Below are 18,673 nucleotides of genomic sequence, written 5' to 3'. Positions count from 1 at the left end.
AATCCGGCGACCTGCCGAGGAGCACTTCCGCTTGCACAGTCCGCACTATCTCGAGACCGCGCTGGTGTTCCTGCTGGCCACGGTGATCGCCGTACCGCTGACCAAGCGCTTCCGCCTCGGCGCCGTGCTCGGCTACCTGGGAGCGGGCGTGGTGATCGGGCCGCAGGTGCTGGGGCTGGTGCGCGACACCGACGGCGTGGCCACGATCTCCGAATTCGGCGTGGTGCTGATGCTGTTCGTGATCGGCCTGGAACTATCGCCGCAGCGTCTGTGGGTGATGCGCCGCTCGGTGTTCGGCACCGGCGCGTTGCAGGTGATCGCCAGCGCGCTGGTGATCGGCGGCGTCGGGTACGTGCTCGGCGGGCTCACCGGCAAGGTGGCCGTGGTGGTCGGCGGCAGCCTGGCGCTGTCCTCCACCGCGTTCGGCCTGCAGATCCTCGCCGAGCGCAAGGAGGCCGGTTCGGCCTACGGCCGCCAGGCGTTCTCGATCCTGCTGTTCCAGGACCTGGCGGCGATCCCGCTGATCGCGATGGTGCCGCTGCTGGCCAGCTCCTCCGCGCGGCACGGCGTGGACCTGGCCGGCATCGCGCGCACCGTCGGCATCATCGTGGTGGTGATGGTGGGGGGGCGCTACCTGCTGCGCCCGGTGTTCCGTTTCGTCGCCAAGGCCAACGCGATCGAAGTGTCCACCGCCACGGCGCTGCTGGTGGTGATGGGCACGGCGTGGCTGATGGAACGGGTCGGCGTGTCGTCCACCCTGGGCGCGTTCCTGGCCGGCGTGCTGCTGGCCGATTCGGAGTACCGCCACGAGCTCGAATCGCACATCGAGCCGTTCAAGGGCCTGCTGCTGGGCTTGTTCTTCATCAGCGTGGGCATGTCGATGGACCTGGGGCAACTGCTCCACCAACCGTGGCTGGTGCTCGGCCTGGTGGCGGTACTCCTGTTGATGAAGGGGGCGCTGCTGTGGCCGCTGGGGCGCACACTGGGCGGGCTGGACGGCGCCGACGCCCTGCGACTGGCGGTGCTGCTGGCCTGCGGCGGCGAGTTCGCCTTCGTGGTGCTCAAGCAGGCTGGTGATCGCCACCTGCTGGAGCCGGGTCTGCATGGCGTGCTGGTGCTGGCGATCACCCTGTCGATGGCGCTCACGCCGCTGCTGGTGGTCGCCGCGGCCAAGCTGCTGAACGTGAAGGCGCGGGCGCCCGAGCGCGAGTACGACGCGATTACGCCGGACGCGCCGCCGCGCGTCATCATCGCCGGCTTCGGGCGCATGGGGCAGATCGTCGGCCGCATGCTGCGCGCGCAGAACATTCCGTTCGTGGCGCTGGAATCCTCGGTGGAGCAGATGGACACCCTGCGTCGCTTCTCCAACACCTCGCTGTTCTTCGGCGACCCGGCACGGCCGGACCTGCTGCGTGCGGCGCAGGCGGACAAGGCCGAGGTATTCGTGCTGGCCACCGACGATCCACAGGCCAACCTGCGCATCGCACGGCTGGTGCGCCGGCAGTTCCCGCACCTCAAGCTGGTCGCCCGCGCGCGCAACCGCCAGCACGCCTTCCGGCTGATGGACCTGGGCGTGGACGAGCCAGTACGCGAGACCTTCCATTCCAGCCTGAAGATGACCCGCAAGACGCTCGAGGCGCTGGGCATGCCCGCCGCGCAGGCGGTCGACCGGGTCGAGCGCTTCCGCCGCCACGACGAAAAACTGCTCAAGGCGCAGTACCTGGTCTACGACGACGAGACCCGGCTGGTGCAGACATCGCTGGAGGCACTGAACGACCTGCAGAAACTGCTCGATGCCGACATGTCGCCCGAGGCCGAGGAAGAGCGTCGAAGCACCTCCGCGCCGGTCGGGGCGGTCGATCCCGACTAGCCGGGTGGCCCGGAGCCGCCGGGCTCCGGGCCTGTTTCATTCCGCCGGCTGGGCCGGCTGGCGCAGTGTCTGGCGCACGCTGGGAACGATCGACGCGCCGCGGGCGGCCAGCTCGTGGGCGATGTCCACATAGCCCAGGTGCCGGGCCACGTCGGCGGCGGTGCGGCCGAAGCCGTCGGCGGCGTTGCGGTCGGCCCCGCGGGCCAGCAGAACGCGGGCAGCGGGCAGCAGGGCGTGCATGGCGCAGGCATGCAGCGCCGTCACGCCACGCTGGTCGGCGTGTTCGAGCCGTGCGCCGACGTCCAGCAACACCGGCAGCAGCGCACCGATGTGGGTGGCGTCGCACTCGCTGCCCGGGCGCAGCTGGGCACCGAGCAGCATCAGCAGCGGGGTCTTGCCTTCGAGGTCGGCGCGGTTGACGTCGGCGCCGCGCTTGAGCAGCACGTCGAACAGCCGGCGTGCGCGCAGGCTGTCCTGGCTCTCGAAGCCGAACTGCGCCGCCGCGTGCAGCGCACTGCGGCCGCGGGCATCGACCGCATGCACATCGGCTTCGCCATCGAGCAGTCGTTCGACCAGTTCGGGGTAACCCATCGCCGCAGCGACCATCAGTGCGGTGCTCTCGCCGGGCAGGCGCTGGTCGACGGTGACGCCGCGTTCGAGCAACAGCGACACCAGCGGTTCGCGTCGGGCCGCCACGGCCGCGCCGAGCGCGGTCATCCCGTTCTGTGCGGTCGATGAGGCATCGGCGCCGGCGTCGAGCAGCCGCGCGGCGACGTCGCGATGACCGGCACCGCAGGCGTGCAGCAGGGCGCTGGCTCCCTGCGCGTCGCGACTGTTCACCGGCGTGCCCAGCTCGAGCAGTCGTTCCACCGCCTGCGCCGCACCGGCTGCAGCCGCCGCCGGCAGGTCGCTGTCGCGCAGCGCACGGCGCGGCAGTGGCCAGTGACCCCAGTCCAGCCAATGTTTGAGTTCGGAGTGCTCCATCGACAGGCCCAGCGGCGTCTCGCCGCGGGCGTCGCTGGCCTCGGGGTCGGCGCCGTGTGCGACCAGCGACTTCACCACCGGTAGCGCCCGGGCGCCCGCAGCCAGTGCATCGAACAGCGGCGTGCGGCCGTGTGCATCCCGGGCGTTCGGATCGCAGCCGCGAGCCAGCAGCGCCTCGGTCATGGCCAGATGTCCCGCCGCCGCCGCGAGGTGCAGCGGGGTGCGCTGGAGGGCGTCCGGACCGAACGGATCGGCGCCGCGCTCGAGCATTGCCAGCGGCAGGCCGAGCGCCTGGGCGTCGCCGTCCAGGTGGGCCAGCGCCACGCCCAGCAGGCCAGCGCCGGCAGGGGTGGCGCCAGCAAGCAGCAGGTCCTCGATGGCCTCGGCCGAGGAGGGCAGCCGTTCGAGCAGCGCGTCGAACAGGCGCGGGCCGCGGCTGTCCTCTTCGCCGGCCATGCGCGCCTCGGCGGACAGGCCGTGCTCGAGCAGCCAGCGACGTGCACCGCCCAGGCCCGGCTCGGCGAGCTCCTGGTACAACCGCGCCAGTTCCGATTCCGGCCACTCGCGCACGCGCTGGACGAAGCTGGAGACCACGGCCCAATGGCCGAAGCGCAGCGCATCGAGCAGATGGCCCGGGGTGTCCTCGCCGGCGGCGAGCGTCTCGGCACTGAGGCTGGCCGGCAGCGGAGTATCGGGGTCGAGCAGTGCGACCAGGTCCCAGCGCCCGGCGGCGGCGGCGTGGTCCAGCGCGCTGTGGCCATCGGCGCCGGTGGACTTGGCATCTGCACCCAGGGCAAGCAGTGCCCGCACGGTGTCCGCGTGGGCACGCGGCGACTGGCAGGCCAGGGTCAGTGCGTCGCGACTGTGCTGGTCGCGCAGCGAGGCATCGGCCCCGGCCTGCGCCAGCAACTGGACGATGCCCACCGCGCCGGCGCGGGCGGCTTCCATCAGGGCGGTGCTGCCGTTGCGGTCGGCCAGATCGACCTCCGCGCCGGCGGCGCGCAGGGCGCGAGCGATCTCCTCGTGACCCTCGGCCGCGGCGACCATCAGCGCGGTCCTGCCGCGGACATCGGTGGCATTGACGCCTGCCCGCTGCTTGAGCAGCAGGCGCACGCCGGCCGGGTCGTCGTCGGCGATGGCGGCCGCGGCAACCAGCGCGGGCTCGCTGTCGGGCAACTGGGTCCTCGCACCGCGTTCGAGCAGGAACCGCGCCAGCGTCCAGTTGGCGGCACGGCAGGCGGCAGCCAGTGGCGTGAGGCGGGCGTGGTTCGGCGCGTTGAGGTCCGCGCCGGCATCCAGCAGCATCGCCGCCACGATCGGCTCTTCGCTGAGCACGGCGCCGTGCAGCGGGGTGTTGCCGTCGACGTCGCTGACGGTCGGGTCGGCGCCGTTGGAGATCAGCGTCATGACCGCCTCGGCGCGTCCGGACAGGCTGTCGCGGGTGGCCGCCAGCAGCGCGGTAAGTCCGCCCTGTGCCCGGTTCACGTCGGCGCCCCGCGAGATCAGTGCGCGCAGCAGGCGGATGTCGGGCAGCAGCGCGGCAAGCAACAGCGCCGGGCGCTGGTCGCGATCGTCCGGGGCCGGGGTGGTGTTAGGGTCGGCGCCGTTTTCCACCAGCGTCAGTGCGCGCTCGATGTCGCCGTCGCGGATCGCAGCCAAGAGTGCGGCGGACTGCTCGGGGCTGCCGGCGGTGCGTTCGGCCTCGGTCAGCGGCGCGACCGGCGTCCGCTTCACCGGCGAGGGACGGTCCAGATCGGCTCCTGCCGCCATGCGCGGGCGGTGGCGCTCGCACAGCAGGGCGCGCAGCGTACGGTTGGCGATCACCAGGCAACCCAGCGGCAGCAGCACCAGGCCATAAAGAACCATCGCGGCGGTACGCAGCTCCGGCGGCAGCACGCCGTACAGGCCGGTCAGTGCGAGGGCCAGGAACGCCAGCGCCAGCAACGAAAGCGCGGCCGGCAGGAAATGCGAGAAGAAACGCTCCTCGCGCGACAGGTGCCGGCCGAACGCGATGCTCCGCGCGGTGGCGGTGAAGATCCACGAACCATCGCTCTGCGGCGGGTAGGCATCGTCCCACACGAACACCAGGCCGAACGCCGGCCACAGACGCCATAGCAGGCTCAGTGCGATCACCAGCGCCGCCGCCAGCAGCAGCGCAGCGCTCAGGCTCGGCGCCTGAGTCAACCTCAGCATCGGCCAGGCGACCAGCAGGAAAACCAGCGCGACGTAGGTGCTGAACATCACCAGGTACGCGGCGCCACGACGCAGCGCGGTGCGCCCGAAACGCGGCTCCGGGTCGAAGCCGATGGCGTGGCATACCGCCGCCATGGTCAGCGCGTTGGCGGCCAGCAGGGGAATCAGCACCAGCGGGTGGGTCGTGGCCGCGGCGATCGCCACGGCAATCCATCCGGGAACGAACCAGGCCAGAGCCTGCAGGAGGGGTGGCGGCCGGCGCCGCAGCTTGGGAGGAGTCATCGGGCGAGTATAGAAACCGGAGAAGGAAACGGCGGTAACCCGGTGTTAACGGAAACCGGTCGCGGTGGGCTCAGTGCGTGGAGTCGCCACGCGGACCGCGGTGGTAGTCCGGCTGGTGGCCGGCGAGGCCGTCGGTCGGCGGCAGCTGCAGGTGCCAGCCGCGCTCGCGCAGGTTGGCCAGCACATGCCGCGCGTCTTCCAGGGGCAGGCGCCGGTGCTCGTCCAGGTCGACTTCGAGCGCAAAGCGCAACTGGCCGAGCAGCGCGGCCAGGTCGGCGGGAAGCAGATCGAAGGCGTCCCGGCGGGCCAGCCAGAGATAACTGTCTGCCTTGCGCAGACTGGCGTAGACGTAGCAATGCATGGCGATCACCGTCGTGCGGACAGGCTAAGGAAAACCGCTGCAGCGGCCCGGCAAGCTTAGCAGTCCCCCCTCGGGCGCCCCGAACGGCGCGGTCGCGGCAGACCGGGCATCGACCGGGAGGTTTTGCTGCAACCGCACTTGCAATGCCCGGCAAGCAGTCGGCACAGTGCCGCGCGGGGACATCAAACGCGCGTATGAAAATAACAACGCGAAGGGGTTCCCGCTACTCGTCCCGAGACGCATCCACGAACAGCAGGAGCAACCGATGCAGATGTCCATCCGTCCCTTCCAGGTGGCCACCCGGCCGCTCGCGCTGGCAGCGCTGAGCCTGGCCATCGCCGGCGCACTGGTGGCCCCGAACGCCGCCCATGCAAGCGCGTTCCAGCTCAAGGAAAACAGCGCGAAGGGCATGGGTCGCGCCTACGCCGGTTCCGCTACCGCCGGCGGCGATGCTTCCGTCGTGGCGAACAATCCGGCCGCGATGAGCGAGTTGGACGGTACCTATTTCCAGGCCGACGTCACCGCCATCAATTTCAGCGCCAAGTTCAGCGGCAGCGCGCACGACGTGCTGGGTCGTCCGATCAGCGGTGGCAACGGCGGCGACGCCGGCACCACGCTGCCGGTACCGGCACTTTTCTTCGCCACCAAGGTCAACGACAAGCTGCACCTCGGCGCCGGCTTCTCGGTGCCGTTCGGCTTCCAGACCGAATACGACCGCGACTGGATCGGCCGCTACAACGGCATCAAGTCCAAGTTCGAGTCGCTCGACGCCACGCTGTCGGCCTCGTACGACCTGACCGACACCTTCGCGCTGGGCGTGAGCGCCATCGCGCAGCGCACCTCGGCCGAGCTGACCAGCGCGATCAACTTCAACGCGATCGGCCTGCAGGTGCAGCAGGGCATCCAGCAGCAGGTGGCTGCGGGCGTGGCACAGATTCAGGCCGGCATCGCCGCCGGCCAGATCCCGCCGGCCACCGGTGCCGCGATGATCCAGGCGGCCGTGCAGCAGGGCCAGGCATCCGCTGCCGGCGTCGCCGCGCTGACCCCGCAGGGCGTGGACGGCTATGCCCGCATCAAGGGCGATGACTGGGGCTACGGCTACCAGGTCGGCGGCTTCTGGAAGCTCACCCCGAACGACAAGCTGGCGGTCAACTACCGCTCGAAGATCAGCCATCGCCTCACCGGCACCGGCAACTTCACCACCACGCCGGGCTACCAGCTGCTGCTGACGAACCCGGCGCTGGCCGGCAGCCTGCCGCCGTTCGCCAACACCACCGGTACCGCCGACTTCACCACGCCGGCCGTGCTCAGCGGCAGCTACTGGCACCAGGCCGACAAGTTCGGCTTCGGCATCGACCTGGCCTGGACCAAGTGGGACGTGTTCAAGGAACTGCGCGTGAAGTACGGCAATCCCGGGCAGCCGGACACTGCCGAGGAGTTCAACTGGCGCAACTCGATCTACGCCTCGATCGGCGGTGACTACTACCTCAACGACAAGCTGACACTGCGCGCCGGCATTGCGGTCGACACCTCGCCGACCTACAACGCCGTGCGCGACGTGCGCGTGCCGGACTCCACCCGCAAGCTGGCTACCGTGGGCCTGGGCTACAAGGCCAGCGAGCACTTCGAGATCAACGCCTCGTACGCGCACATCTTCGTGAACAACGCGCACATCGACAGCACCAGCTCCACCGGTGACGTGATCTCCGGCAACTACAGCGATTACGGCAACCTGCTGAGCCTGTCGGCGATCTACAAGTTCTGATCGTCGTTCACGCGAACGAAAAAGCCTCCCCTGCAAGGGGGAGGCTTTTTTTTTCGGCCGGATCCGGATTCAGCCCCGCCGCAGCAGCAGCCCGAGCACCCTGCGGAAACGCTCGCCGTACGGCGGATTGAGCAGCCCGGCGCCGTTGAGGCGGGCCTGGCGGAACACCGGCTTGAGATGGGAAAACGTGCGGAAGCCCGCCTCGCCGTGGTAGCCACCGATGCCGGATGGACCCACGCCGCCGAACGGCAGGCGGTGCTGGGCGATGTGGTACAGCGTATCGTTCACCGTCACACCGCCGGCAGCCGTCCGGCCGAGCACTTTCTCGATGGTGCCGGCATCGTGCTCGAACAGATACAGGGCCAGCGGATGCGGGCGGCTGGCCACGTAGTCGATCGCCTCGTCCACCGTGTCGTAGGACACCAGCGGCAGCAGCGGGCCGAAGATCTCCTCCTGCATCACCGCCATGTCGTCGCGGACGCCGGTCAGCAGGGTCGGCAGCAGCCGGCGCGGACCGGGGCCGGCTGCCTCCTTGCCCAGCACCAGCGCCGAGGCACCTCCCGCGACCGCGGCATCGCGCAGCGCCCGCAGCCGATCATGCTGGCGATCGGAGGCGATGCTGGCGTACTGGTGGTTGCCGGCGATGTCCGGGTAGAAGCGCTCGACCGTGGTACCTGCGATGCGGACGAACTCGTCCAGGCGCTGACGGGGCAGCAGCACGTAGTCCGGCGCGATGCAGGTCTGGCCGGCATTGATCAGCTTGCCGAACACGATGCGTTCCACCGCGTGGGCGAAGTCCGCGCCAGGGCCGATGATCGCCGGTGACTTGCCGCCCAGTTCCAACGTCACCGGGGTGAGGTTGTCGGCCGCCGCGCGCATGACGTGGCGACCGACGGCGGTCGAGCCGGTGAACAGCAGGTGGTCGAATGGCAGGCTGGAGAACGCCTGCGCCACGCGGGCGTCACCATTGACCACGGCGACTTCCTCAATGGGAAAGTGACGCGCCACCAGTCCGGCGAACAGTGCGGAGAAGCGGGGTGTGTACTCGCTCATCTTGATCATGGCGCGGTTGCCGGCGACCAGTGCGTCGACCAGCGGGCCCACCGCCAGGTAGAGCGGGTAGTTCCACGGCACGATGATGCCCACCACACCCAGCGGCTGCGGCCGCAGCTCGGTGCGGGCCGGCAGGAAGGCCAGGTCGGCGAGGTGCCGCCGCGGGCGCATCCAGCGCCGTCCATGTGCCAGTGCGTGGCGGATCGCCGAGAGGCACGGGAAGACCTCGAGCAGATCGGTCTCCTCGGCGGGACGGAAGCCGAAGTCGGCACTGATGGCCTCGGCGATCGCCTCGCGATGTTGCCGGAGCAGGGCTTCCAGCGCGCGCAACCGTCCCGACCGTACCGGCCAGGAGGGTTGCGGGTCGCGTGCTTGCGCTTCGCGCTGGCGCCGCAGCAGGTCGGGGAGGTCAGGGCTGTCGGTCATCGGATGCTCAGAGTCTGGTGCGCAGTTCCACGCCCCACATGCGCGGCGGCGTCACCGAAGCATACGGGGTTCCGAACACGCTGCTGCTGATGTTGTTCACGCCGGTCACGTAGCGCTGGTCGAACAGGTTGTTGACGTAGAAGGCCACCCCCCAGCGCCCGCCGGACGACTGCCAGTCCAGCCGGGCGTCGGTGCGCTGCTGCGCGGCGCCGACGGTGAAGTTCGGGCTGATCTGGCAGCTGCCCTGCAGCTGCGAGTCGCGGTTGCAGCGCGACTTGCCGCGATAGGCGTGCGACAGGTCTAAGGTCAGCGCCCCGCCGGCGATGCCCTGCCAGGTGTAGGACAGCCCGCCGGCGAAGGCGTATTTGGGCTCGCCGGTCGGCTGGCCGCTGAGGTCGGCGCCCGAGGCCGCGGTCGCATGACGGTAGGTGGCGTCGATGTAGGTGCCGTTGAAGTGGGCACGGAAGGCCTCGACCGGCTGCCACTGTGCCTCGACCTCCAGCCCCTTGGCCTGCTGGTCGGTGCTGCTGACCAGGTAGCGCGGCACTCCACTGCCAGCGCTGTTGGGATCGAGCGTGAGCGCCTGCCGGTTGTCGTAGCGGTAGGCATAGGCCGACGCGTTGAGCAGCAGGTTCTGCTCGGGGAACACGGTCTTGATCCCGGCTTCGTAGTTGATGACCTTCTCGGGCGCGAAGCGCGAGCCGATCTGCACGCTGTTGTAGCCGCCGGCCTTGTAGCCCTTGGTGACCGAGGCGTAGCCCATCACGTCCGGGGTGAATTTGTAGCTGAGCACCGCGCGGGGGCTGAGGTCCTGCCAGCTGTCGCGACGCTGCACCAGCACCCCGACCGGCGCGCCGCTGGCGTCGGTGAAGATCACGTTGCCGCCGAACGCGGCGAGCGCCATCTGCGCCTGCGGCGGCAGCATCGCCAGCACGCCGGCGTCGTTCAGCGCCTGCACGGTGGCGTCGAACTGCGGCGCGCTGCGCGGCCGGTTGTACCAGGAGAACTGCTTCTGGTCGTGGGTGTAGCGGATGCCGGTGGTCAGGTCGAAGCGGTCGTCCAGGTGCCAGATCACGTCGCCGTAGGCGGCGTAGGCCTTGAAGTGGCCGACGTTGTCGATCGCCTCATGCCAGGGGTCGCCAAGCAGGGTGTAGGGCAGGCCGAACGAGGCCAGTGCGGCGCTGATGTCGGTCAGCGGCGTGCCCACGCCCATCACGTTCTGCGCCAGCGTATCCAGGCTGTCGGTGGTGACGTTGGTCTGGCTGGTCTGGTGGGCGCGCTCGTCGTAGTAGCTGACGCCGGCGACCCAGTCGGTCAGGTCGGTGGTGCCGGCCAGCTTGAACTCCTGGTACCAGCTCGTGTTGCGCTCGATGTTCGCGGTGTCCAGGTAGCTGACGATGTGGTTGGTGCCGTCGTAGTCGCCCAGGTTCAGCGTGTTGAAGTGGCGCCATGCGGTGATCGAGGTCAGGCTGCCCCAGCCGAAGGCGTGGTCGACATTCAGCGTGGCGCCGTCGAAGCGCCGGGTCTCTGCCGCACCGACCGCATCGTTGTAGAGCGGCGCATGCAGCGGGTCGAGGTAGGTGGACGGGTCGGCCGGGAAGGGCGGGCGCTGGTGGGTGTCGTTCGACAGCCGGACCAGGCCGATCGCCGGCTGTGGCGGCTGGTTCAGGCGTTCGTGATCCCAGGACAGCAGCACCCGCGTGTCCTTGTCCAGGTTCCAGCGCCAGGCGACGCGGCTGCCCCAGTCGTCGTCCTTGCCGTAGTGCCTGCCGGTCGCCGCATCCTTGATCCAGCCGTCGCTCTGGTTGTCCAGCACGCTCACCCGCAGCGCCATGTCCCGGTTCAGCGGCAGGTTGAGCAGGGCGTCGGCATAGCGCTTGCCGTAGTTGCCGAAGCGCAGCCGCGCCTTCGCCTCGAGGCGGTCCGATGGCTCGTTGGTGATGATCGAGATCGCGCCAGCCGCCGCGTTGCGACCGAACAGCGTGCCCTGCGGCCCTTTCAGTACCTCGATCCGCTTGATGTCGTTGAAGGCGAGCAGGGCGCCGCCGGAGCGGGCGGCGTAGACGCCATCGATGTAGACGCCGACGGCCGAATCGGTGCCGACACCGAAGTCGTCGGTACTGATGCCGCGCAGCTCGTAGCGGGGCTGGGTCGGCTGGTCGCCGCCGACCACCAGGCCCGGCACGAACAGGCTCATCTTGCTGAGGTCGGTGGCGGCGAGGGTATCGACCTGTTTGGCAGTGACGATCTGCAGCGGGATCGGTACCGACTGCATTTCCTGCGAGCGGCTCTGTGCGGTCACCGTGATGTTGCCCAGCAGCTTGGCCTTGGCCGGGCTGGCGGCCTGGGTGGTGTTGCCATCGCTCTGCCGGCCGCTGGGCGGTTCGTCTGCCAACGCGACCGCCGGTGCCATCGCCAGCAGTGCGATACCCGGCAGCAGCCGGCGCAGGCTGACGGTCAGTGGACGTGGACGCATGCTCATGCCCTGCTCTCCCCTAATGCAACGCATCGGATGCGCGCGGCTACCCACTGCCGCGCGATGGACCGGTCGCGACGACCGGCGGTGTCAGTGGATCGGCGTGCAGCTCCCCGACTGCGCCGCGATCCAGGCCCTGATCAGCGCCAGGCCCTCGCGGTGCACCGTGCTGCGCCCCAGCTCGGGCATCATCACCCCCGGTTCCGTCGACGACAGGCGGTACGGGATGATCGAGTCGTCGGGCTGCCCCGGCACGATGTCGAACAGGTGGTCGCCGGTGCCGCGCCCGGCCGCGGTGGGCGGCTTGCAGATGCCCAGGTGGCGGTCCTCCGGCGTGCCGTAGATCAGCGACAGGCCGGTGGTGTTGGCGGCGCCGTGGATGTTGTGGCAATGCCCGCAATTGATGTCGAGGTAGGTCCGGGCGCGGGCGTCGAGCGGAGTTTTCGGGTCGTTCCACACGGCGTCGCGCGGCACCTCGGCCATCGCCGGCAGGCCGCTCAGGTAGCCGACCTTGACCAGGTGCTCGAGCTGGTTCTGCGTGCCGTCGGCATAGGCGTAGTCCTTGTTGATGTGCCGTGCCTTGGGTCCGATCGGGTGCACCTGGCGGCTGACCCAATCCTGCGCGTGGCAGCTGGCGCACTGGCTCTCGTCGGGCACCACGTAGTTGAAGTCCTCGCGGCTGCCGTCGGCGGCGACCAGGGTCAGCGGTTCGACCGCGCCGGTACGCTGCAGGGTGGCCTCGGTCTGCGCATCGTTCCACACATAGGGGAAGGCCACCCAGCCGTCCTTGCGGCGCGCCAGGATCCGCGTTTCGACCAGGTGCACGCGGGACAGGTCCAGGCCCTGGCCGGCGAAATCGTGCGAGTAGTCGTCGGTGCGCAGCACGTCAGTGAACGTGCCGTCGGCGGCGCGCGGGTAGTAGAAGGTCTTGCTGATCACCGTGCCGACCGGGAAGTCGAGGGTGTCGACCGGCTGGTACTTGGCCGATTCCCCCTTCGGCATCCAGATCGTGCGCAGCTTGTGCGCGTAGTCGGTGAACAGCGGCGTGTTGAGGTCGTAGGGCACCACGCCCTGGTTGAGCTCGAGCTTGCCGTCGTGCACTTCGACCACGTGCCAGTCGCTCAGCTTCGCCGGCCGGCCCTCGGCATGGAAGGCGACCGCTTGCATCGGGCGATCGCAGCCGCCCAGCAGTGCCGCCAGTCCGACGACGAGGAGGATCGCGCGGTACGTCATTCCCACCCCCTCAGGCCTTCGGTGCCGGGTCTAGCAGCACCGCGGGCAGCTTGGGCAGGTCGCACTGGTACGGCTTGGTATCGGTGCTGGGGTTCTTGTAGTCGTGCGGGCCGTCGGCGTTCAGCACGCCGTTGACGTCGTGGATGCAGATGCGGTCGTTCGGCGGCGGCAGGCCGTCGACCAGCGACTTGGCGTCGACGTAGCCGTCCCACAGTACGTCGGGGAAATGGCCACCCAGCCCGTACACGGCGGTCTTGAGTGTCTTCAGCTTGAGCCCGTCGGGGGAGTCGCCACCACCCTTCAGGCGGTTGCCGTAGATGTAGATGCCCTTCGGGTACGGGTTGTAGTCGGCGGCCACGCCACGGGTGTTGTAGTAGTTGGTGGAAAAGTAGCTGGAGATGATGATGTTCGCCGTCTGGTTGTCGGTGATGTCGTTGTCGAAGATCTCCACCTTGTCGTTGGAGTTCACCACCACGCCCGAGCCGGCCGGCACGCTGGCCACGGCCGCGCCCTTGGCGGCGAAGTTCTCCGTGTCGTTGGCGAATACCTTGTTCTTGAACACCCGCGTGGCGTGCCCGGCCTGCGACAGGTTGGGCATGTTGAACACCAGGATGCCGCCGGTGTTCTTCGTGGCGGTGTTGCCGTAGACATCGGCGTTGACCGAGTTCTCGATCTCGATGCCGGCCACGTTCTGCTCGGCGCGGTTGTTGCGCACCACGATGTTGTTGGACTGGCCCACGTAGATGCCGGCGTCGGAGGCGCCGATCACCACCGAATCCTCCACCAGCACGTTCTGCGTCTTCACCGGGTACAGGCCGTAGGCGCCGTTGGTGGTCTTCGGGCCGCCGGTCCACTCGATGCGCACGCCGCGGATGGTGATGTTGCGGCCCTGGTTGATCTTCAGCGCATCGCCCTTGGTGTCCTCGATCGCCAGGTTCTCGATGGTGAAGTCGTTGGCGTTGACCAGCAGGCCTTCGGGGCCGACCACCTGGCCCTTGAACGAGAGCACGGTCTTGTCCATGCCGGCGCCCTTGATGGTGACGCCGTCGGTGCGCAGGCTCAGGCCGCGCCTGAGCGCGTAGTGGCCGGCGGGGATCTCGATCACGCTGCCGGGCTTGGCGTCGAGGAATTGCTCCTGCAGCCTCGCCTCGAAGCTGGCGTCGCCGGCACTCTGCTGGGCCGGCTGCTGGCCGCAACCGGCGAGCGCCGCGGCCAGCGCGGCGGTGATGATGGTCTTGCGCATGTGTTGTCCCCTTGCCCCCGACGCGGATGCCGCGGATGGCTCACTGTCCCGCAAGCCGGTCCGGCCGGGGAGGGGGAAACGGCCAATGCAGGGGGGGCAAGTCGGCCAGCTTTCGCCGTACGACCTCAGCCGGCGGGCTGGCGGGCGTCCTGGGGCGCCATGCCGGTCCAGCGCTTGAAGGCGCGCCGGAACTCGCGCGGATCACTGAAACCCACCTCGCTGCCGATCTCGGCCACGCTGAGGCTGCCGGCCTGCAGCAACTGCAGCGCCCGCTCGGCGCGCACCCGGTCGTGGATCTCGCGGAAGATGCGCCCGCTCTCGGCCAGCTTGCGGCGTAGCGAGCGCTCGCTGAGGTTGAGTCCGCGCGCGACGTCGTAGAGGCGCGGCTGCTGGCGCAGCTGGCAGCGCAGCAGGCGCTCGACCGCGGCGACGATCTCCTGGTGCGGCTCGCCGCCGTCCGGCGTGCGCTGCTGGGCGCACAGGGCCAGTGCCTGCCTGGCGGTGAGCGGGTTGAATCCAGGCAGCGGCCGGGCCAGCCAGTGGGTATCGATCAGCAGGCGGTTCTGCGGCATCCCGAAGCGGATCTCGCAGTCGAACAGCCGGACGTACTCGTGCGCGTAGCGCGGCTCCGGATAGGTCAGCTCCACGCGCAGCGGGCGCAGCTCCGGCCCGACCAGCTCACGCGCGATCATCAGGCAGCTGGCAAACAGCTCTTCGCAGAAGAACGGCAGCAGTTCGGTGTCGCCGAACTGCGGCCAGGCGACCAGCGCCGCCTCGCGTTCGCTGACAGCCTCGAAGTTGAGATCGAGCAGGCAACCGCAGATCTTGTGGTGGGTGATGCCGGCGAGCATCGCCTCGCCCAGCGTGCGCGAGGTCATCATCGCCAGACCGAGCAGGCCAAAGCCGCCGATCGTGCCCTGCCTGCCGATCAGCAGCCCCGCATCGGGCACGTCCAGCGCCGCGAGCGCGCGCCGCACCAGCACGCTGGCCTGGCGGTAGGAGACCCGCAGCGCCGGATCGGCCACCTGTGCCCGCGTGAGTGCGAGTCCGGCGAACCAGGGGCGGCAATCGATGCCGCGAGCATCGGCCAGTTGCACCAGGTAGAGCAGCTTGTTCGGCGGAAACTCGGCGGCGGTGTAGCGCGGATCGTCGGCGGCCAGGACGGCGCCTTGGTGGATGCCGAGCATGCCGGCGGGTCGAGCCATGGTGGAATCGCTCCGGAGTCGTGGCCTGCCGTGGCCAGGTGGGAGCCATTTCTATAGCACGCACGTCGTTGCCGCGTTGGCGCGGCGCACCATGCACGGGCCGACCGGGAGGCCGGCCCGTACGGGGCGTGTCACTCGCCGATGGTCAGCAGCGAGGCGTTGCCGCCGGCCGCGGTGGTGTTGATGGTGAGCGTGCGCTCGCCGGCGAAGCGCAGCAGGTAGTGCGGACCGCCCGCCTTCGGACCGGTGCCCGAGAGGCCTTCGCCGCCGAACGGCTGCACGCCGACCACCGCGCCGATCTGGTTGCGGTTGACGTAGCAGTTGCCCACCCGCGCATGACGGCTGATGTAGTCGATGGTGGCGTCGATGCGGCTGTGCACGCCCAGCGTGAGGCCGTAGCCGGTGGCGTTGATCGCGGCGATCACCTGATCCAGTTCACTGGCCTTCCAGCGCAGGACGTGCAGCACCGGGCCGAACACCTCGCGCTTGAGCGTGTCGAGCGAGGGGATCTCGTAGGCGCGCGGGGCGAAGAAGGTGCCGTGCGCGGCGACCTCGGCATCCATCGGCGCCTCGGCGATCTTCTTCGCCTCTTTGTCCATGCGCGCGGCGTGCTCGACCAGGATCGCCTTGGCGTCTTCGTCGATCACCGGGCCGACGTCGGTGGAGAGTAGGCCGGGATCGCCGACCTTCAGCTGGGCCATCGCGCCGGCCAGCATGGTGATCACCTTGTCGGCGATGTCGTCCTGCACGTACAGCACGCGCGCGGCCGAGCAGCGCTGGCCGGCGGACTGGAACGCCGAGGCGATCACGTCCTTGACGATCTGCTCGGGCAGTGCCGAGGAGTCGGCGATCATCGCGTTCTGGCCGCCGGTCTCGGCGATCAGCACGGCAATCTGCGAGTTGCGCGCGGCCAGCGCGCGGTTGATCGCCCAGGCGGTGTCGGTCGAGCCGGTGAACACCACGCCGGCCACGCGCGGATCGCGGGTCAGTGCGGCGCCGACGGTGGCGCCGTCGCCCGGCACGAACTGCAGCACGTCCTCCGGCACGCCGGCCTCGTGCAGTAGGCGGGTGGCGAGGTAACCGATCAGGCTGGTCTGCTCGGCCGGCTTGGCGATCACCGGGTTGCCGGCGGCCAGCGCGGCGCTGATCTGGCCGACGAAGATCGCCAGCGGGAAGTTCCACGGACTGATGCCGACGAACACACCGCGACCTTCAAGGTACAGGCGGTTGCTCTCGCCGGTCGGCCCGGGCAGCTGCTCCGGCTCGGCGAACAGGCGCCGCGCCATGGTGGCGTAGTAGCGCAGGAAGTCAGCGGCCTCGCGGATCTCGGCGATCGCGTCGGGCAGGCTCTTGCCGGCTTCGCGCACGCACAGCGCGATGAACTCGGCGCGGCGCGTCTCCAGCTGCTCGGCGGCGTATTCCAGCATCGCGGCGCGGTTGGATACCGGCATGTTGTTCCAGCGATCCTGCGCGGCGTGGGCATTGGCCAGCGCCTGCTGCACGGTGGCGTCGTCGGCGCTGAGATAGCTGCCCACGCGCTGGCGACGGTCGGCCGGGTTGGTGACCTCGACCATCGCCCCCTGGCTGGCCGCACCGGGCACCAGCGGGCCGGCGGTCCAGGGGCCGGTGCATGCGTTGACTGCCTCGGCGAGCGCGGTCAGTTCGTTGTCGTTGGCAAAGTTGACGCCCATGGAATTCTTCCGAAGTTCACCGTAGAGATTGGCCGGTAGCGGGATGCGCGGATGCGGAATCGATTCGAACGCGCGCACGGTGTCGCAGGGATCGGCGACGAGGTCGCGGGCCGGTACGTCCTCGTCCACCACGCGGTTGACGAAGCTGGTGTTGGCGCCGTTTTCCAGCAGGCGGCGCACCAGGTAGGGCAGCAGGTCCTCGTGGGAACCCACCGGTGCGTAGACGCGGCACGGCACGTCGAAGCGTTTCGGCCCGATCACCTCGGCGTACAAGTCCGCGCCCATGCCGTGCAGGCGCTGGAACTCGAACGGACGGCCCTGCGCGATGTGATGCACCGAGGCGATGGTGTGGGCGTTGTGCGTGGCGAACTGGGGGTAGATCAGATGGCTGCCGGCGGCGAACAGGCGTCGCGCGCAGGCCAGGTAGGAGACGTCGGTGTTGGGCTTGCGGGTATAGACGGGATAGCCGGACAGGCCCTGTTCCTGCGCCTTCTTGATCTCCGCGTCCCAGTAGGCGCCCTTGACCAGGCGCACGTACCAGCGGCGGTCGTGCATCAGCGCCATCTCGACCAGCCAGTCGATCACGAACGGGGTGCGCTTGGCATACGCCTGCACCACGATGCCGAGCCCGTTCCAGCCGGCCAGCGACGGGTGCGCGAAGACGTCGCCGATGATGTCCAGCGACAGCTCCAGCCGGTCGGCCTCTTCGGCGTCGACCGACAGCGCGATGCCGGCCTTCATCGACAGTTGGGCCAGCTCCAGCAGCTTTTCGGTGAGCGCCACGCGGGCGCGCTCGCGCTGCGCCACCTCGTAGCGCGGGAACAGCGCCGACAGCTTCACCGAGATCGAGGGCGCGTCGGTATGGTTGGCGAAGGGTCCCCGCTTGCCCAGCGCGGCGATGGCGTCGCGGTAGGCCTGCTGGTAGCGCTCGGCATCGGCGGCGGTCAGTGCGGCCTCGCCCAGCATGTCGAACGAATAGCGGTAGGCCGCGTTCTCTTTCTTGACCGAGCGGTCCAGCGCCTCCTCGATGGTCCGCCCCATCACGAATTGGTGGCCCATGATGCGCATGGCCTGGCGCACCGCGCCGCGGATGGTCGGTTCGCCGATGCGCGCGACCAGCCGGCGCAGTGCGCCGGTGAAGTCGTCGCGCGTGCCGTCGGCCAGGTTCACCAGCTGGCCGGTGAGCAGCAGGCCCCAGGTGGAGGCATTGACCAGCAGCGATTCGCTGCGACCCAGGTGCTTGCGCCAGTTGGCGTCGCCGAGCTTGTCGCGGATCAGCTTGTCCGCGGTGCGCGTGTCGGGGATGCGCAGCAACGCCTCGGCCACGCACATCAGCAGCACGCCTTCCTCGCTGGACAGGTCGTACTGGCGCATGAAGGACTCGACCACGCTCTGGTCCTTGGCCCGCGCGCGGACGCGGGTGACCAGGGCGGCGGCGCGGTCGACGACCTGCTCGCGTTCGTCGTCGGGCAGGCTGGCCTGGTCGAGCAGGTCGAGCACGGCCTCGGTCTCGTCGCGCAGCCAGGCGGCGGTGATGCGCGCACGCGCGGGCGTGGTGCGATCGGGGAGTTCGGGACTCAGGATGGGAGCGGTCACGGGTCGTTCGATCCGTTGGTTGACGGGCGGGTGGGGGAGAGGCGAAAGCGCCGCATTGTACGCGTGTGTCCCGGCCCCACCCAAGCCGCCAGGCCTTGTCTGATGCTGCGTCGCAACGCAGTGCGTGTCGTCGATAGGGCAAAGTGTCGCACCCCGCGTCCATCCCTCCGTCGCGGATGGGGATGCGGGGCATAGACATGTCCTGCGGGCCCTTGCCGCAGCTGTTGCGGGCGGGCGTGGATGCGCGTGCTGATCCGCGTCAGTCCCCTGCGGCAATGTTGCCCACCGGACGGGG

10 protein-coding genes are annotated in these 18,673 nt (G+C 69.5%); 2 read left to right on the top strand and 8 right to left on the bottom strand.

Going from position 1 to position 18,673, the window contains the following annotated elements; translation table 11 throughout:
• The first annotated feature begins 31 nt into the window (after positions 1–31).
• Positions 32–1,870: a monovalent cation:proton antiporter-2 (CPA2) family protein gene (locus NC595_RS00190; protein ID WP_253564122.1), complete on the top strand. Its 1,839-nt coding sequence runs from the start codon at positions 32–34 to the stop codon at positions 1,868–1,870.
• Positions 1,871–1,906: 36 nt separating this feature from the next.
• Here the strand turns inward: NC595_RS00190 and NC595_RS00185 are convergent, their stop codons facing one another.
• Both NC595_RS00185 and NC595_RS00180 read right to left on the bottom strand, forming a co-directional pair.
• Entirely contained in the window at positions 1,907–5,329 is a 3,423-nt protein-coding gene (locus tag NC595_RS00185; RefSeq protein ID WP_253564121.1) for an ankyrin repeat domain-containing protein, read from the bottom strand.
• A 70-nt stretch (positions 5,330–5,399) separates the two neighbouring features.
• Positions 5,400–5,690: a YcgL domain-containing protein gene (locus tag NC595_RS00180; RefSeq protein WP_253564120.1), complete on the bottom strand. Its 291-nt coding sequence runs from the start codon at positions 5,688–5,690 to the stop codon at positions 5,400–5,402.
• Between the two features lie 265 nt (positions 5,691–5,955).
• Here NC595_RS00180 and NC595_RS00175 point away from each other — a divergent pair, with 265 nt between their 5' ends.
• A complete protein-coding gene (locus tag NC595_RS00175; RefSeq protein ID WP_253564119.1) occupies positions 5,956–7,455 on the top strand; it encodes an OmpP1/FadL family transporter in 1,500 nt (499 codons plus the stop codon).
• A gap of 69 nt (positions 7,456–7,524) precedes the next feature.
• Here NC595_RS00175 and NC595_RS00170 read toward each other — a convergent pair whose 3' ends face one another.
• The 6 genes from NC595_RS00170 to putA all read right to left on the bottom strand — a co-directional run bounded on the left by NC595_RS00170 (position 7,525) and on the right by putA (position 18,378).
• On the bottom strand, positions 7,525–8,934 hold the full coding sequence (locus NC595_RS00170; protein ID WP_253564118.1) for a coniferyl aldehyde dehydrogenase: 1,410 nt from the start codon (positions 8,932–8,934) through the stop codon (positions 7,525–7,527).
• A 7-nt stretch (positions 8,935–8,941) separates the two neighbouring features.
• The gene (locus NC595_RS00165; RefSeq protein ID WP_253564117.1) at positions 8,942–11,416 is read right to left on the bottom strand and encodes a TonB-dependent receptor; all 2,475 of its coding nucleotides are present in this window, start codon (positions 11,414–11,416) and stop codon (positions 8,942–8,944) included.
• Between the two features lie 84 nt (positions 11,417–11,500).
• Positions 11,501–12,643: an SO2930 family diheme c-type cytochrome gene (locus NC595_RS00160; protein ID WP_253564116.1), complete on the bottom strand. Its 1,143-nt coding sequence runs from the start codon at positions 12,641–12,643 to the stop codon at positions 11,501–11,503.
• 10 nt (positions 12,644–12,653) lie between these two features.
• Positions 12,654–13,886, bottom strand: a complete 1,233-nt coding sequence (locus tag NC595_RS00155) for a parallel beta-helix domain-containing protein (RefSeq protein WP_253564115.1) — start codon at positions 13,884–13,886, stop codon at positions 12,654–12,656.
• A 125-nt stretch (positions 13,887–14,011) separates the two neighbouring features.
• Positions 14,012–15,091 carry an AraC family transcriptional regulator gene (locus tag NC595_RS00150; protein ID WP_253564114.1) on the bottom strand — a complete coding sequence of 360 codons (1,080 nt, stop codon included), beginning with the start codon at positions 15,089–15,091 and terminating at the stop codon, positions 14,012–14,014.
• A gap of 131 nt (positions 15,092–15,222) precedes the next feature.
• The gene (gene putA / locus NC595_RS00145; RefSeq protein WP_253564113.1) at positions 15,223–18,378 is read right to left on the bottom strand and encodes a bifunctional proline dehydrogenase/L-glutamate gamma-semialdehyde dehydrogenase PutA; all 3,156 of its coding nucleotides are present in this window, start codon (positions 18,376–18,378) and stop codon (positions 15,223–15,225) included.
• Between the last annotated feature and the right edge of the window lie 295 nt (positions 18,379–18,673).

The organism is Dyella lutea, from assembly GCF_024158035.1.
Classification (GTDB): Bacteria; Pseudomonadota; Gammaproteobacteria; order Xanthomonadales; family Rhodanobacteraceae; genus Dyella_A; species Dyella_A lutea.
This window is presented reverse-complemented; position numbering and strand designations above follow the sequence as displayed.

What these genes read in the sequence shown, in the direction of transcription:
- NC595_RS00185 (WP_253564121.1), bottom strand. Translation starts at nt 5,329, where the DNA reads ATGACTCCTCCCAAGCTGCGGCGCCGGCCGCCACCCCTCCTGCAGGCT.
- NC595_RS00180 (WP_253564120.1), bottom strand. Translation starts at nt 5,690, where the DNA reads ATGCATTGCTACGTCTACGCCAGTCTGCGCAAGGCAGACAGTTATCTC.
- NC595_RS00175 (WP_253564119.1), top strand. Translation starts at nt 5,956, where the DNA reads ATGCAGATGTCCATCCGTCCCTTCCAGGTGGCCACCCGGCCGCTCGCG.
- NC595_RS00170 (WP_253564118.1), bottom strand. Translation starts at nt 8,934, where the DNA reads ATGACCGACAGCCCTGACCTCCCCGACCTGCTGCGGCGCCAGCGCGAA.
- NC595_RS00165 (WP_253564117.1), bottom strand. Translation starts at nt 11,416, where the DNA reads ATGAGCATGCGTCCACGTCCACTGACCGTCAGCCTGCGCCGGCTGCTG.
- NC595_RS00160 (WP_253564116.1), bottom strand. Translation starts at nt 12,643, where the DNA reads ATGACGTACCGCGCGATCCTCCTCGTCGTCGGACTGGCGGCACTGCTG.
- NC595_RS00155 (WP_253564115.1), bottom strand. Translation starts at nt 13,886, where the DNA reads ATGCGCAAGACCATCATCACCGCCGCGCTGGCCGCGGCGCTCGCCGGT.
- NC595_RS00150 (WP_253564114.1), bottom strand. Translation starts at nt 15,091, where the DNA reads ATGGCTCGACCCGCCGGCATGCTCGGCATCCACCAAGGCGCCGTCCTG.